Annotated in this window: 15 protein-coding genes and 1 rRNA gene; 11 read left to right on the top strand and 5 right to left on the bottom strand. The window is 69.7% G+C overall.

Features of this window, described 5'->3' with window-relative positions; translation table 11 throughout:
• The 4 genes from rrf to DI276_RS29640 form a co-directional block, all read left to right on the top strand.
• Window positions 1-84: ribosomal RNA gene (gene rrf / locus DI276_RS29625) — 5S ribosomal RNA — on the top strand; the annotation flags it as partial.
• A 79-nt stretch (window positions 85-163) separates the two neighbouring features.
• On the top strand, window positions 164-1,111 hold the full coding sequence (locus DI276_RS29630) for a phosphotransferase (protein WP_112269348.1): 948 nt from the start codon (window positions 164-166) through the stop codon (window positions 1,109-1,111).
• A gap of 416 nt (window positions 1,112-1,527) precedes the next feature.
• Complete coding sequence (locus DI276_RS29635; RefSeq protein ID WP_112269350.1) at window positions 1,528-3,069, top strand: deoxyguanosinetriphosphate triphosphohydrolase family protein; 1,542 nt, start codon at window positions 1,528-1,530, stop codon at window positions 3,067-3,069.
• 146 nt (window positions 3,070-3,215) lie between these two features.
• Window positions 3,216-6,011 carry a S8 family serine peptidase gene (locus tag DI276_RS29640; protein WP_198680983.1) on the top strand — a complete coding sequence of 932 codons (2,796 nt, stop codon included), beginning with the start codon at window positions 3,216-3,218 and terminating at the stop codon, window positions 6,009-6,011.
• A gap of 47 nt (window positions 6,012-6,058) precedes the next feature.
• Here the strand turns inward: DI276_RS29640 and DI276_RS29645 are convergent, their stop codons facing one another.
• Together DI276_RS29645 and DI276_RS29650 are read right to left on the bottom strand one after the other, a co-directional pair.
• A complete protein-coding gene (locus DI276_RS29645) occupies window positions 6,059-6,901 on the bottom strand; it encodes a pentapeptide repeat-containing protein (protein ID WP_112269352.1) in 843 nt (280 codons plus the stop codon).
• 89 nt (window positions 6,902-6,990) lie between these two features.
• Window positions 6,991-7,893 carry a hypothetical protein gene (locus tag DI276_RS29650; RefSeq protein WP_232837002.1) on the bottom strand — a complete coding sequence of 301 codons (903 nt, stop codon included), beginning with the start codon at window positions 7,891-7,893 and terminating at the stop codon, window positions 6,991-6,993.
• 284 nt (window positions 7,894-8,177) lie between these two features.
• Here DI276_RS29650 and DI276_RS29655 point away from each other — a divergent pair, with 284 nt between their 5' ends.
• The 6 genes from DI276_RS29655 to DI276_RS29680 are packed head-to-tail and all read left to right on the top strand — an operon-like array spanning window position 8,178 to window position 11,283.
• On the top strand, window positions 8,178-8,702 hold the full coding sequence (locus tag DI276_RS29655) for a hypothetical protein (protein WP_232837003.1): 525 nt from the start codon (window positions 8,178-8,180) through the stop codon (window positions 8,700-8,702).
• On the top strand, window positions 8,699-9,376 hold the full coding sequence (locus tag DI276_RS29660) for an acVLRF1 family peptidyl-tRNA hydrolase (protein ID WP_112269932.1): 678 nt from the start codon (window positions 8,699-8,701) through the stop codon (window positions 9,374-9,376). The genes DI276_RS29655 and DI276_RS29660 overlap by 4 nt, the downstream gene beginning before the upstream one ends.
• The gene (locus DI276_RS29665) at window positions 9,363-9,806 is read left to right on the top strand and encodes a superantigen-like protein SSL4 (RefSeq protein ID WP_198680984.1); all 444 of its coding nucleotides are present in this window, start codon (window positions 9,363-9,365) and stop codon (window positions 9,804-9,806) included. The genes DI276_RS29660 and DI276_RS29665 overlap by 14 nt, the downstream gene beginning before the upstream one ends.
• A 10-nt stretch (window positions 9,807-9,816) precedes the next feature.
• Window positions 9,817-10,320 carry a SigE family RNA polymerase sigma factor gene (locus DI276_RS29670; RefSeq protein WP_119724490.1) on the top strand — a complete coding sequence of 168 codons (504 nt, stop codon included), beginning with the start codon at window positions 9,817-9,819 and terminating at the stop codon, window positions 10,318-10,320.
• Window positions 10,320-10,790: a hypothetical protein gene (locus DI276_RS29675; protein WP_112269360.1), complete on the top strand. Its 471-nt coding sequence runs from the start codon at window positions 10,320-10,322 to the stop codon at window positions 10,788-10,790. The genes DI276_RS29670 and DI276_RS29675 overlap by 1 nt, the downstream gene beginning before the upstream one ends.
• A 16-nt stretch (window positions 10,791-10,806) precedes the next feature.
• On the top strand, window positions 10,807-11,283 hold the full coding sequence (locus tag DI276_RS29680) for a GNAT family N-acetyltransferase (RefSeq protein WP_198680985.1): 477 nt from the start codon (window positions 10,807-10,809) through the stop codon (window positions 11,281-11,283).
• Here DI276_RS29680 and DI276_RS29685 read toward each other — a convergent pair.
• Together DI276_RS29685 and DI276_RS29690 are read right to left on the bottom strand one after the other, a co-directional pair.
• Window positions 11,267-11,824: an NAD(P)-dependent oxidoreductase gene (locus tag DI276_RS29685; RefSeq protein ID WP_112269362.1), complete on the bottom strand. Its 558-nt coding sequence runs from the start codon at window positions 11,822-11,824 to the stop codon at window positions 11,267-11,269. The genes DI276_RS29680 and DI276_RS29685 overlap by 17 nt on opposite strands.
• The gene (locus DI276_RS29690; RefSeq protein ID WP_232837004.1) at window positions 11,821-12,696 is read right to left on the bottom strand and encodes an EamA family transporter; all 876 of its coding nucleotides are present in this window, start codon (window positions 12,694-12,696) and stop codon (window positions 11,821-11,823) included. The genes DI276_RS29685 and DI276_RS29690 overlap by 4 nt, the downstream gene beginning before the upstream one ends.
• Before the next feature lie 78 nt (window positions 12,697-12,774).
• Between DI276_RS29690 and DI276_RS29695 the strand changes: the two genes are divergently transcribed.
• A complete protein-coding gene (locus DI276_RS29695) occupies window positions 12,775-13,650 on the top strand; it encodes a LysR family transcriptional regulator (protein WP_112269364.1) in 876 nt (291 codons plus the stop codon).
• A gap of 4 nt (window positions 13,651-13,654) precedes the next feature.
• On the opposite strand, the gene DI276_RS29700 is transcribed toward DI276_RS29695, so the two are convergent.
• Window positions 13,655-14,416, bottom strand: coding sequence for an SDR family oxidoreductase (locus DI276_RS29700; RefSeq protein ID WP_112269366.1), 762 nt, complete (start codon window positions 14,414-14,416; stop codon window positions 13,655-13,657).
• Between the last annotated feature and the right edge of the window lie 9 nt (window positions 14,417-14,425).

Below are 14,425 nucleotides of genomic sequence, written 5' to 3' on the forward strand. Positions count from 1 at the left end.
CCCATTCCGAACCCGGTAGTTAAGCCCTTCTGCGCCGATGGTACTGCACTGGTTACGGTGTGGGAGAGTAGGTCGCCGCCGAACTTACGTACAGCAGCCCCTGAGGGTTGAGCGCCACAAGCGCTCCTCTCAGGGGCTGCTGGTTTTCTGGCATAAAGGACGTGTGACCAATTCACATGCGCCGGCGGTGGAGATGCTGTGGGAAGCAGACGACCCCCTGAGCGCGCTCGACAAACGATTCGGCTTCACCGACGAGAAGTCGGCCGCAGACTGGGTAGCCGCCACGCTGGACGAGCACTGGGGTGTGCGAATCCGCGCCTGCGAACGCATCGTGATCAGCGACCACAACGCGCTGGCCTGGGTGGACACGCAGTCCGGCCGACTGCTGGCGAAGTGGTCGGTCGCGCCGTGGCTCTTCGAACGCCTGGCGGAGATCGCCCGCCTGACGCACTGGTTGAACGACCAGGGCCTACCCGTGTCGGTACCTCTGCCCGCGCTGGACGGCCGTCTCCAGGTCGAGGTCGACAACACCTCGATGTCCCTGCAACGCGAGATCAAAGGTGACCTGCTGGACACCGATGATCCGCACCAGGTCCGCGCGGCCGGCGCAATCCTCGCCCAGCTGCAAGACGCGCTGGCGGCATACCCCGAAGCCGATCGCATCGCCGCGCCGTCGCAACCGCCGACACCGCTGCCGGCTCGGATCACGGGCTGGCTCGACTCCGACGACGCACAACACGTACCCGCAAAGGCCGGCGACGCTCTCCGCCGGTTGCTCACCGACCTGCCGTCCGACGACTTGCCGATCCAGCTCGCTCACTACGACTTCCGCTCCGCCAACGTCCTGTGCGCCGGCACCGAGGTCGCCGCGGTCATCGACTTCGAGGAGGTCAGGCTCGACCACCGGGTCGTCGAGCTCGCGCGATCCGCGGTCCTGCTCGGCACCCGCTTCCACGACTGGGGCCCGGTGTCGCCCGAGGTCCACGCGGAGTTCCTCGCCGGCTACCAGTCCGCACGCCCGCTGACCCCGGTCGAGGCCGGCTGCTGGGACGCCCTCCTGCTCTGGCAGTCCCTGGCGTCATTCGATCGGGTGAACGATGGCCTGATTTAGGTCCTGCTCCCTCTAGTAGTCATTTCCATCCCCGGGAGGTGCCACGAGCCGCGCTGCCTGGGGTGCCGCGAACCGCCTTCCCCCAGGAGGTGCCACGAACCGCGCTCCTCAGGAGGTGCCGCGAGCTCACCCTCCCTGAGATGTGCCGCGAGCTCACCCTCCCTGGGAGGTGTCACGAACCGAGCTCCCCGCGAGGTGTCGCGAGCACACCCTCCCTGGGAGGTATCACCAAACCGCTCTCCTCAGGAGCCGCCACGAACTCCGTCCCCAGGAGGTGCCACAAACTCCCTTCCCCAGGAGGTGTCACAGAAGTTCATCCCCAGGAGGTGTCCCAAAACCATGGTCATCTTCGCCGCGCAATGAGGAAGACGCGTGGGGCGCCGGAGGCCAGGCGTTGCCCCGGTACCTTCTGCACCATGCACAACGAGCACCGCACCGCCCGTCGGTCAGCCGGCGTGGGCAGGACCGCCGACCTGGCCACGAACCCGTTTCGGGTCGACCGCGACCGCGTGGCGAGCTCGCCGTTCTTCGCGAGGCTCGGTGGCGTGACGCAGGTGGTCAGCTCGACGGGGTCCGGGCTGCTCGTGCACAACCGGCTCACGCACAGCCTGAAGGTCGCGCAGGCCGCGCGCGCCATCGCGGAACGGCTGACGAGCCGGCCCGAGCTGACCGCGGTGCTCGAGAAGCTCGGCGGGTGCGACCCGGACGTGGTCGAGGCGGCGGCGCTGGCGCACGACCTGGGGCATCCTCCGTTCGGGCATCTGGGCGAGCAGGTGTTGGATCGGCTGGCGCGGCACCGGTTCGGGTTGCCGGACGGGTTCGAGGGGAACGCGCAGTCGTTTCGGATCGTGACGACGACGGATGTGCGCGGGCCCAAGGCGCTCGGGCTCGACCTCACCGTCGCGGTGCGGGCGGCGATGCTGAAGTACCCGTGGACGCGGCACCAAGCCCTGAACCTCGAGGTCGCGCCGCGTGGTGCGGCCGAGCCGGAGGACATGCCGGGCACCGGTAGTTCGAAGTTCTCGGCGTACGTCACGGAGATCAACGACCTCAGGCAGTCGCGGGAGCCGTTCGAGGGGCGGATCGAGGCGTGGCAGCAGACCGTCGAGGCGAGCGTCATGGACACCGCGGACGACATCGCCTACGCGATCCACGACCTCGAGGACTTCCACCGGGTCGGGGTGTTGCAGCACGCGACGGTCGCGGCGGAGTTCGGGACGTGGCAGGCGCAGGCGTTGAACCTCGCCGGGTTGAGCGATGCCGAGCTGAGCGCGGAGATCCGGATGCCCGGCAGGTCGCTGGAGACGCTGCGGAGGCGCATGCACCTCAAGGACTCCTGGGTGATGAGCGACGAGGCGTTCGCGCTCGCGGTGCGGAAGGTCAGCAAGGAACTCGTGGACGGGCTGCTGTCGGTGCCGTTCGACGGGTCGGTCGAGGCGGAGCAGGCGGTCGCCGGGTTCAGCGCGCGGTGGACGCGCCGGCTCGTCGACGCGGTCGGGGTCATCGAGGAGCCGACGCCGCGGTCCGGGCACGTGGTGCTGGCCGTCCAGCAGTGGCACGAGGTGCAGGTGCTGAAGTTCGTGCACCGCAGGTTCGTCCTCCTGAGGCCGGATCTGGCGCTGCACCAACGAGGTCAGGCTCGCTTGCTGAGCAGCCTCGTCGACGCATTGGAGCAGTGGGTGACGGACCGGACCGAGGCGGATCGGTTGCCGCGCAGGCTGCACGACCTCGTCGAGCTGGCCGAAACGGAGTACGCGGCGCTCGCCCGGACGGAGCCGTCCACATTGGTCGGTCCCGCCGGTGAGCTGCCGGTCGGGCCGGACGCGATTCGCGGTCTGGCGCGGGGGCGGGCCGTCGTCGACTTCATCGCCTCGCTGACCGACAACCAGGCAGCGGCGCTGCTGGAAGCCCTTTCCGGGCGAACCGGTCAGTTGTGGACTGACGCATTTGTTCTGTGAAGTGTGATTGTGTCTGCTAAGTGGGAAGTAGCCCAATCGGATGCTGACTGTGATCAGGCAAGCACCATACGTTGGCGCCTCGACCGGGGATCTCCGGTCGTAGGCCGCGTGCTCGGGGGCACGCCAACGTTCGGGGGAGAAGCCCTGTGCGCCGATCTCGAAGAGGCACGACGTTAGTCACCGCGGGAACCGCAGTTCTGCTGGCCGCGCTCACCGCGGTCGCACCGGCGAGTGCAGATCCGATCAAGGCTTCCAAGACCATCAACGACCGCGCCGCGGCCCAGATCGCCGCGCTGCAGAGCATCAAGAAGTCGCTCAGCCCCGCTGAGTCCAAAGTAGACAGCACGCTCGTCGTGGAGGCGCGCAAGCGCGCCCAGTTGGGGACGATGAGCGCCCTGCCGCAGGTGCAGACCGGCGTTGCCGTGACGCCGCAGTCCACCACCCTGGTCGACATCCGCGCCAAGCGGTACTCCGAGGACCTGGTCAACGCTGTCCGCGCGGTGGGCGGACAGATCAGGGCAGTGTCCGAGGAACACCGAACCGTGCGCGCCGAGGTGCCCGTCGCGAAGATCGCCGAGATCGCCGGCCGCGAGGACGTCGCCCGCGTCGAGCCGGGCAGTGACGCGACGACGCAGGACGTGAAGAACAAGCGGGACAACAAGAGCCGCAAGCAAGCGCCGTCCAAAGAGGACAAAGCGAAAGAGATCGAGCGCAGGCTCGCCGAGAAGCAGATGTCGGTGCAGGCCGCCAAGGTCGCGGAGAGCGACAAGGCGCACGCGGCCGAGGCTGCTCGCAACAGCTTCCACGTGACCGGTGTCGGCGTGAAGCTCTGTGCGCTGTCGGACGGCATCAACTCCGTGGCCGTGTCGCAGGCCGCGGGCGAGCTGCCGGCCGTCGACGTCGTGCCGGGCCAGCAGGGCTCCGGCGACGAGGGCACGGCGATGCTCGAGATCCTGCACGACCTCGCGCCCAACGCCGAGCTCGGCTTCGCCACGGCGTTCAACGGTGACGCGAGCTTCGCCGACAACATCAAGAAGCTGCGCTTCCAGCTCGGCTGCGACGTCATCGTCGACGACGTCATCTACTTCAACGAGTCGCCGTTCCAGGACGGCATCATCGCGCGCGCCGTGGACGCGGTCGCCGCGGACGGCGCGGTCTTCTTCTCCAGCGCCGGCAACCAGGGCAACGTCGCGGACGGCACCGCCGGCCACTACGAGGGCCAGTTCGTCGACTCGGGCGTGGGCGTCGGCAAGTTCGCCGGTTCCGCGCACGACTTCAACCCGGACCCGAACGCCAAGCAGCTGTTCAACCCGCTGTCGAACAGCTCGGGCGACAGCCCTGTGACGCTGCACTGGGCCGACCCGCTCGGCCAGTCGTTCAACGACTACGACCTCTACCTGGTCAACGCGCAGGGCAACGTCGTCACGTTCAGCCAGAACAACCAGGACGGCGCCCAGGACCCGTACGAGCGCCTCAACACCCCGAGCACCTCGACCGGCACGCGCCTCGCGGTCGTGAAGTTCCGCGGTGAGGACAAGTACTTCGCGCTGTCGCTGTTCGGCGGACGCTTCGCCGACTCCAACGACGGCCTCAAGAAGTTCGTCACGCCCGGCATGACCCGCGGGCACTCGGCGGCCAAGGGCGCGATCTCGGTCGCGGCCGCTCCTGCCGCCGCGGCACTGCCGTTCGACCTGCACCCCGGCGACCCGGCGAACCCGAAGGGCCCGTACCCCAACGCCTTCGACGGCACGCAGAAGCCGGAGCGCTTCACCTCCGACGGGCCGCGCAAGACGTTCTTCGCGCCCGACGGCACGCCGCTCGCCGAGACCCGGCAGAAGCCGGACATCACCGCGGCTGACGGTGTGACCACCTCGGTTCCGGGCTTCACGACGTTCTACGGCACGTCGGCCTCGGCGCCGAACGCGGCCGCGATCGCGGGTCTGATCCTGTCCGGCAACCCGACGCTCAGCCCCGCCGAGGTCAAGGAAGCCCTTGTCACCACGGCGATCGACATCGTCGAGTCCGGTGTGGACAACCGCACCGGTGCCGGCATCGTGATGGCGGACAAGGCGTTGGCCTACACGGGCGCGTCGCCGCAGGCCCTGGCCCGCGCGCAGAAGCCGACGATCGTCAACGACGCCGACGGCAGCCAGTACCTCAAGCCGGGCACCACGGCCACGGTGACGGTGCCGGTGACGAACGGCGGAGACGGTTCTGCCGCTTCGACTTCCGTGGTGCTGTCGACCCCGACCGCTGGTGTGACCATCGCGCCGCGTTCGAAGTACTACGGCAACATCGACGTCGGTCAGACCGTGTCCAACACCTTCAAGGTGACCGTGCCGGCGAACGCCGCGCTCGGTTCCGCGGTCAGGCTGGACGCTCGGGTGACCTACGCGGGTTCGACCTCGCCGACGGCGGCGTCGTTCAGCTACCGCGTCGGTGAGCCGTCCCGCGAGTTCAAGGCGTTCGCGTACACCGGTGCGCCGGTGGCGATCCCGGACAACGACCAGACCGGTGTGTCGATCTCGTTGCCCGTCACGGGTGTCGGCGGCGCGTCGAACCTGAAGTTCTCCGTCGACGGTGCGACCTGCTCGGCGACCGAGGGCTCGACGACGGTGGGCATCGACCACACCTTCGTCGGTGACCTGGTGGGCACGCTCACCTCGCCGTCCGGCAAGTCCGTGACGCTGTTCGCGCGGTCCGGCGGTACCGGCGCGAACATCTGCCAGGCCGTGTTCGACGACTCGGCCACGCGGTCGTTCTCCTCCGTGCTGGCAGCGGATGCGCCGTTCACCGGCTCGTGGACGCCCGCGTCCGGCACGTTGTCGTCGCTGCTCGCCGACTCGGCGGACGGCAACTGGACGTTCAAGGTCCAGGACGTCGTCGGCTCGGACAAGGGCTCGATCCGCAACGTGACGCTGCACATCGCCGGCTGGGTCTGATGAGCTAGCGAGGAAGAGGCCCCGGCTCGTGAGCGCCGGGGCCTCTTTCACCACCAGGCGCCCTTCGTCGTGGCGTCGTAGGTGGCGCCGGTGGTGTTGGTGCGGGAGTCGTGCTTGGCACCGGTGAGATCCACGCCGGTGAGCTTGACGTTGCTCAGATCCACGCCCTGGAGGTCGGCGTTGACCAGCTTGACGTCGGTGAGGGACTTTCGGGCGATCTTCGCGCTGTCCAGCCGGGCGCCGGTCAGATCCGTGCCGGTCAGGTTGGTGAATCCTGAGAAGTCGGCGCTGTAGAGGTCGGCACCGCTCAGGTTGACCTTGTTGAGCCCGACCAGGTCACCGTGGGCGTGGGCGAAGTCGGCGCCGTGCAGGTCCGAGCCGACGAGCGAGACAGCGGTCAGATCGGCCTTCTGCGCCCGGACGCCCGCAAGGCAGGTGTCGCGCAGGTCGATCACGATCGGCTGGTCCTTCTCCCGGTCGAGCGCGCGCCTGGTGAGCACGACGAACGCGGCTTTCACGTCGGCGGGGGTGTCGGGACAGACGGTGGCCGGTGTCTGCCGCGGGCTGCTGGTGCGGATGAACGCACTCAGCACCTCCACGACGGTGCGCTGATCACGCGGGGAGTCCATCGCGATGCGTTCCAGTGCGAAGACGCCGCCGACGCGCACCCACAGGCGGTCGGGGCCGGCCGCGCCGATCTGGTCGACCGCCTTGGTGTAGCGGTCGGTGAGCTGTCCCTGCTGGGTGACGTCGATCTGATCCTGCGTGGCACGCAGGGACAATCCCGTGAACACCAGCGCTCCCACCGCGGTGAACGCGGTGACCAGGGTCGTGACCTGGTTCCAGCGGTGGTCGGCAGACCTGGTGTCGCGTTCTTGATCGCCGCTCATGCTCCCTGGATCGCGTTTCGCGGCCACGACGCTACGAGGGGCGCTCCCCGAAGATCGGGAAGCGCCCCTCGTTCAAGCCAGGTGAACCGCTAGCGGTTCGGCCACTCCCAGCGGATGCCGAACACACCAGGACCGAACCCGAGCGCAACGGCGTGCACGCCGCCACCCGAGTCCAGGGTCAGGTTGCGCCGCCGCGAAGGCGTCTCGTCGCCGGCGGGCACGCTGTACTGCTGCACGCGCGACGGCAGGTTCGCCTCGTCGAAGCGGACCTCGATGACGTACTCGCGAACCGGCAGCCGGAACTTGCGCGCGAACGTGTTGTTGCCCTTCGGCGCGTGGCCCTCCGGGAACACCAGCTGGTATTCCATGATGAGGGTCTCGCCGCGGGTCAGCGGACGTTCGAACATCATCTCCGCGACCATGATGTTGGCCTCGTGGTCGCGGGCGATCCGGCCCAGGTGGCAGTTGCGCACGTTCACGATCTCGGGGAGAACGTCGCTCTCCTCGGTCTCGAACACGAGCGCCCACCGGTCGGGGCCGTCCTGCTCCGCACGGAGGATCTGCCGCACCCACACGGATTTCTGCCCGCCGTCGGCAGAGATCTCGATGCGGTCGTGCTGGCTGATCCGGCCGAGCTTCAGATCGGAGGACGTGTCGACCTTCGAGAGCAGGTTCGCGACCCGCTCACGACGCGCCCAAAGGGCGTCGATCGGCATCATCGTCGTCGGGCGGCATCGGCGGCCTCGCGGACGAGGCGGTCCGAGCAGCGCCGACAGACCCGACTGAGGCACGCCCAGGACCGACTCGAGGTGCCGCAGCGCCTCCAGCGATTCAGGGCGTTCCGGCCTTCGCCGTCCTGACTGCCAGTAGCTGAGCGTCGCGACGCTGATGGTCACGCCGCGCAGTGCCAACCGGTGCTGGATGCGGTCGAGGCTGAGTCGGCTCGCCTTGATCGCCGCCCTCAACGCCTCCGGGAACGGTCCCGTCGTCAAGAGCTGCGTAAGGCTGCCGTGGCCCGTTGAGTCTGTGTCGTCAACGGTCAGTGTTGGTCGACCGGCAGCAGTGGTCATGGTGACTCCCCGCTGTCATAAGATCACGCCCCAGTGACCCTACCCGCCCGTGAACACCGCTGGTCGGGACCGGATGGAGTCAATGGTTAATCCATACGGTTGACGAGTTCACGCTTTCGAGGCTCATCTGTCAAGCGATCCGAACCGATCAGTAACATACCTGTGCAGTTCACGCCTCGTATCGAGATGGTTCTAGTGTGTGTCCGGTGAACGACCTCGACGTGCTGACCTCAGTGGCCGGGGCGGTGCTCGGACCAGGCTCGCACGCGGTGGTCGACCTGCTCGACGTGGTGCCCGGCGTCCAGGTGGACGCGGTGCGGGCGACGGACGACCTGCTGCCCCGGCTCGCGCACGAGGAGTCCCTTGCGAACATCCTCACACTCGCCCACGCCTCGCTGCGGCCGGGCGGTGTGCTGGTGGCCGCCGTGCCGGAACTCGACCGGCTCGGCGCACTCAGACCCACTGCGCCGCCGCCCAAGGTGAACGGCGACCGGGTCACCGTGCAGCTCTGGGACTGGGCTCCCGACGGCCTGTCGTACGGCCTGGAGGTCGTAACGCTGCTCCGGGGTACCTCGGGGTGGGAAATCTCCGCAACGGCGTCCACGCGCCACAGGGTCCTCTCCGCCGCTGAGATGGAGACGGCGCTGAACGCGGCCGGGTTCATGAGCGTTCAGCGACTCGCGCCGGGGGAGAGCGGCTACCGCGTGCCGGTGTGGGTGGCGGTCGCGTGAGCCGGGTGCGGCCGGTTCCCGGCGGACGGGCCGTGGAGGTCGAGCCGGAACGCGTCGAGGGGTGGATCGGCAGGTTCGCCGACCGGCACGGCGCCGTCGACGTCCAGATCGGCGACCAGGTGGTCATCACCGCAGCGGATGGCGCGACGGCCACGTTCGCCGCGCGCGGCGGCACCTCTATTGGAGAGGTGATTGAAATTCTGACCACACCGCGCCGGATCGGCCTGGTCCTCGTGCGGCTCGGCGGGCACAGCGTCGGGGTGGCGTTCGGCGGCAAGGTCGAGGTCTCCGCGACCGACCGCAAACAGGTGCACGGCCGCATCAGGGCCGGCGGGTGGTCGCAGCAGCGGTTCGCCCGGCGGCGTGAGGGCCAAGCCCGCGTCGCGCTGCAGGCGGCCGCGGACGACGTGTTCCGCGTGCTCGTCCCGAGGCTTGCCCAACTGGACAGCGTCGTGCTCGGCGGCGACTGGCAGGCGCTCGACGTCCTGCGCAACGACCGCAGGCTGCGGGACGTCTTCCGCAAGGCCGAGGACCGGGTGCTGGACGTTCCCGAACCGCGGCGTGCGATCTTGGACGAGGCCGCGGAACGAGCCCGGTGCGTGGAGATCGTGATCCAGGACACACGGGCAACCGAAGCCGGCGCCGACCGCATGGATACGGGTGAGGGTGCCTGACGAGGGCACCACTGACCTGCTGGAGTCGCAAGTGCGCAAACGAATGGTGATCGTGGCGGGAGCCGTGGCACTGGGTGCTGTCGGCATCGCGGTGCCCGCCCTGGCGCTGAGCGGCGGCGGCACGCCCCAACCCACGTCGACGAGCTCGACCCCGGCGACGACGCCGCCCGCGACGACGCCTCCCGTGTCGTCGTCGGTGACCAACCCGCAGCCCACGCCGCCGGCGACCACCCCGCCCGTGTCGAGCACGGTGACGACGTCGCCGGGGCACGAGCCGACGTCCTCGCGGCCGCAGCCGCCGCAGACCACGTCGATCCGGCCGACCCCGCTGCCCACCACCCCGTCGCACCCGTCGACGACCTCGAAGCCGTCGCACCCGTCGACCACGCGGGCGACGACGTCGCCGATCCCGACGACCCCGTCGCGGTAGGGAGTCACCACTGAACTGGGAGGCCGAGTTCACCGACTGCTTCGACCGGTGTGCCGACTCGATGCGCTTCACGGCGTTCTTGTTGTGCGGCAACTGGCATGAAGCAGAAGACGTGATGCAGTCGGCGTTCTTGAAGCTCTACCTGGCCGGTCCCAAGCTCGCGGACCGGTCGGGGCTCGAACCGTACCTGCGTCAGATCATCGTGCGGACGTTCCTCGCCGAACGCCGCAAGGTGCGCTGGCGCAGGGAGAAGCTGACTGACGCACCCCCAGAGAGCCTGTCCTCCGTCGCAGGGGCGGAGGACAGGCTCGTGGTGTGGCAGGCGCTCACCGCCGTGCCCGCACGGCAACGCGCTGTGCTCGTGCTGCGCTATTGGCACGATCTCAGCGTCGAGGACACCGCGACGGCGCTGAACTGCTCGACCGGCACGGTGAAGTCCCAGAGCAGCAAGGGCCTGGAAACGTTGCGGCGAAAACTGGGCCCGGAGTTCGACCACTTGAGGCTGGAGGTGTGATGGTTCGCGAAGACGACTTGCGGGCGACTTTCTCCGCTCTGCACGGGGAGGGGGCGCCGCCGCGTGCCGTCACGGCAGCCGACCTGATCCAGCGCGGCCAGGCCGTGCGCTCCCGGCGGCGTGCCATCGCGGTGGTCGGCACCGGGCTCGCGACCGTGGGGGTCGTGGCCGTGGCGCTGGCGGTGCTGCCGGCCGCGACTCCTTCCGATCCGGCGACGCCGCCGGGGCCTTCCTCGACCACGTCGCAGGTTCCGTCGACCACGCCGCCGACGTCCCCGACCGCCGTCGAGCCGACGCCGACACAGCCGCCGAACTCGAGCAGGCCGGATTCGCCACCGGTCCGGACGACGACCACTCGCACCACATCGTCGCCGCCGGGCACGCCGCCGGCGTCCACGCCCGAGACGACGACCAACTCGGCCTCGTCGTCCAGCACCACGCCAAATTCGGTGCCGGCGACGTCCCGCTGACCGGCACAATCCGGGCATGACCGCGCAGATCCAGCTCGTCGAAGTGACCGATGCCAACCGCGACGCGGTGATCGCCGTGCGCGTGCGTCCTGACCAGGAGCAGTTCGTCGCGTCCGTCGAGACGTCCTTCCGGCACGCGAAGGAGCAGCCGGAGGGCCACCCGTGGTTCCGCGCGGTCTACGACGGCGACGAGCCCGTTGGCTTCGTCATGCTCAGCTGGGACGTGACACCGCAGCCCGGCATTCGCGGGCCGTACTTCCTGTGGCGGCTGCTCGTCGGCGCCGAGCACCAGGGTCGTGGCTACGGCAAGGCGATCCTCGACGAGGTGGTGGCGCTGATTCGGGCCGAGGGTGCTCGGGAACTGCTCACCAGCTATGTGCCGAAGGACGGGTCACCCGAGCCGTTCTACCGCGGCTACGGGTTCGTGCCGACCGGTGAGGTCGACGAGGACGGCGAGATCATCCTGAGCCTGGACCTCAGCAGCCGACCGTGAAGTGCCGGTCGGTGCCCGGCTGTTCGAGCTCGTCGAGCACCGCCACGGCCAGGTCCTCCGCCGAGATCGCCGACGGGTCCGTGAGCAGTTCGTCGGTGCCCCGCCGGTAGGTGCCGGTGCGCTCACCGGGTTCGAGCAGCGCGGGCGGGCTGAGGTAGACCCAGTTCGCCGCGTGTTCGCGGCACACCTCCAGTTGTCGCACGCTGGCCGCGGCGATGGGGCGGATGTGCGTTGGCACGTAACGGTTGTCGTCGAGGACGAGACCGCCGTTCGGGGAACGCAGCGGCGCGGCGCCGCCCACCACGAGGATCCGTTTTCGAGCGGCCAGTGCGGCGTCCAGCAACGTTTTCGTCGTCGGGCCGGCGGTGGACTCCTCGCCCGGTCGTGGCCGGGTGGCGGCGACCACAGCGTCCACTTCGGACATGAGACCGCCCAGCGCGGTGCCGCGGAACACCTCCGTCACGTCGTGGCCGCGGTGCCTGGCTTCAGCCACCACGCGGGACCCGAGCATGCCCGCGGCGCCGACGACTGCGATCTTCACTGGAGAACTCCTCTGGCGAGCACGGGTGCGGGACGCTGGCTCGCGACGATCGCGGCCAGTGCGAGGGCGAAACCGGTGAGCTGCACCGGGTCCAGCGTCTGGCCGAGCACGGCGACCCCGAGCAGTGCGGCGACCATCGGGGAGAGCAGGCCGAGCATCGAGACCGAGGTGACCGGCAGGGTCGTGATCGCGCGGAACCACAGCACGTACGCGAGCAGGCCGCCGATGCCGCCGAGCCACAGGTAGCCGAGCACGGCGGTGAGGCCGATCGCCGGCGGTGCGCCCTCGAACAGGAACGTCACCGGCACCAGGAACAGCCCGCCCGCGGTCAGCTGCCAACCGGCGAACGCGGTCGGGCTCGCTCCTTCAGGCCTGCCCCACTTCTTCGTCAGCGTCACGCCGAGCGCCATGGTCGCGGCGCCGCCCAGTCCGGCCAGCACGCCGACCAGGTCGAACCCGGCCGCCGGACCCAGCACCACCAGGCCGACGCCGATCATGCCGAGCACGCCCCACGCGAGCCGCCACGCCGACGGGCTTTCCTTGAGCACGCCGACCGCGAGCAGTGCCACCACGAGTGGTTGCGCGGCGCCGAGGGTGGCCGCGACGCCGCCCGGCAGGCGCTCGGCCGCGATGAACAGGAACGGGAAGAACAGGCCGATGTTGAGCACGCCGAGGGCGGCGGCCTTGGCCCACCAGGAACCGCGCGGCAGGGTGCGGGTCAGCGCCAGCGCGACGAGGCCGGCGGGCAACGAGCGGAGCAGTCCGGCGAAGAGCGGGTGGCCTGCGGGCAGCAGTTCGGTCGTGACGACGTAGGTCGAGCCCCAGACGACCGGTGCGAATGCTGCGAGCGCGATGCGGAGTTGGTTTCTCACGTTTCCAGTGTTCGGCCGATCGATCGATGAGTCCAACACATGCTTTTCATCCGATCCATCGTGATTCAAGATAGATCGGTGGAGCTTCAACAGCTGCGGTACGTGGTGGCGGTCGCCGAGACCGGCAGCTTCACCAAGGCGGCCCGGCGGTGCCTGGTCGTGCAGTCGGCGTTGAGCCACCAGGTCGCGCGTCTCGAACGAGAGCTGGGCGCCCGGCTGTTCGAGCGCACGAGCCGCAGCGTCCGGCTGACCCCGGCGGGTGCGGCGTTCCTGCCGTCGGCCAGGCAGTGCCTCGACTTCGCGGAACGGGCGGCGGCCGAGGTCGCGGCGGCCGTGGGGGAGGTGCGCGGACGGGTCGTGGTCGGGGTGATCCCGACCGTGGCCGCCGTGGACCTCCCCGCCGCGCTGAAGGTGTTCCGGGAGAGGTATCCGCAGGTGCGGGTCGCGTTGCGGATGTCGCCGAGCCACGAGCTGATCGAGCAGGTGCGGCAGGGCGTCGTCGATCTGGCGTTCCTCGGGTTGCCTCCGGGTGCGCGGGCCGAGGGGGTCCGGGGGCGCGAGCTGGCGCGCGATGAGCACGTTGCCGTGGTGGCGCCGTCGCATCCGCTGGCTGGCCGCGCCTCGACGGATCTGCCGACGCTCGCGGAGGAGCTGTTCGTCGACTTTCCGGCGGGGTCGCCGGGACGACTGCAGTCCGATCAGGCGTTCGCGGCGGCGGGGCTGGAGCGCGAGGTGGCGTTCGAGGTGACGACCGCCGAGCTGATGGCGGGGCTGATCCGGGAAGGGCTCGGGGTCGCCGTGCTGCCGTCGCGGTACGCACCCCGGTTGAGCGGTGTGGTGACGGTGCCGGTCGCGGGTGGGCCGTCGCGGGTGGAGCACCTGGTGTGGAGCACGGCCGGGCTTACCCCGGCCGCCGCCGCGTTCCTCGACGTGCTCGGCGTTCCCGCGGACTAGCGGCTCACAGCCCGGAACCGCCGGTCGCGTCGATCACCCGGCCGGTCACCCAGCGTGCGTCGTCGGAGGCGAGAAACGCCACGATGTCGGCCACGTCCTCCGGCTGCCCGACCCGGCCCAGCGCGGCCACGGACGCCGCCTGGGCCTGCGCCTCCGGATTTCCGCGCAACCACCCCGCGTTGACGTCCGTGTCGATGATGCCGGGCGCCACCGAGTTCGCGGTGATGCCCCGCGGCCCCAGCTCCTTGGCGAGGTTGAGGGTGAACGTGTCGAGCGCGCCCTTGGTGGCGCCGTAAGCGATGATCTCCGGCATGGCGAGGCGGGCCGCGCCGCTGGAGATGTTGATGATCCGGCCGCCGTCGCGCAGCCGCTTCAACCCTTGCTGCACGATGAAGAACGGCGCGCGCACGTTCACCGCGAAGACCTCGTCGAAGTCGTCCTCGGTCAGCGAGTCCAGTGCGGAGCTGCGGCCGATGCCGGCGTTGTTGACGATGATGTCGACGCCTTCGCCGGGTGCGTGGGCGTCGAAGGCGGCCCACAGCGCGGCCGCGTCACCGTGCCGTCCCAGCTCCGCGCGCAGGGCGAAGGCCTGGCCGCCGTCCCCGCGGATGCGTGTGACGACTTCGCTCGCCGCCGTCTCGTCGCGGGCGTAGGCGACGGCGACGGTCGCACCGTCCCGGCCGAGACGCCGCGCGATAGCACTGCCGATACCGCGGCTGCCACCGGTGACCAGGGCGATCTTTCCTTCGAGCGCAGGTGTGGCCATGTCTCCTCA

Source organism: Lentzea terrae (assembly GCF_003265345.1).
GTDB lineage: Bacteria > Actinomycetota > Actinomycetes > Mycobacteriales > Pseudonocardiaceae > Lentzea > Lentzea terrae.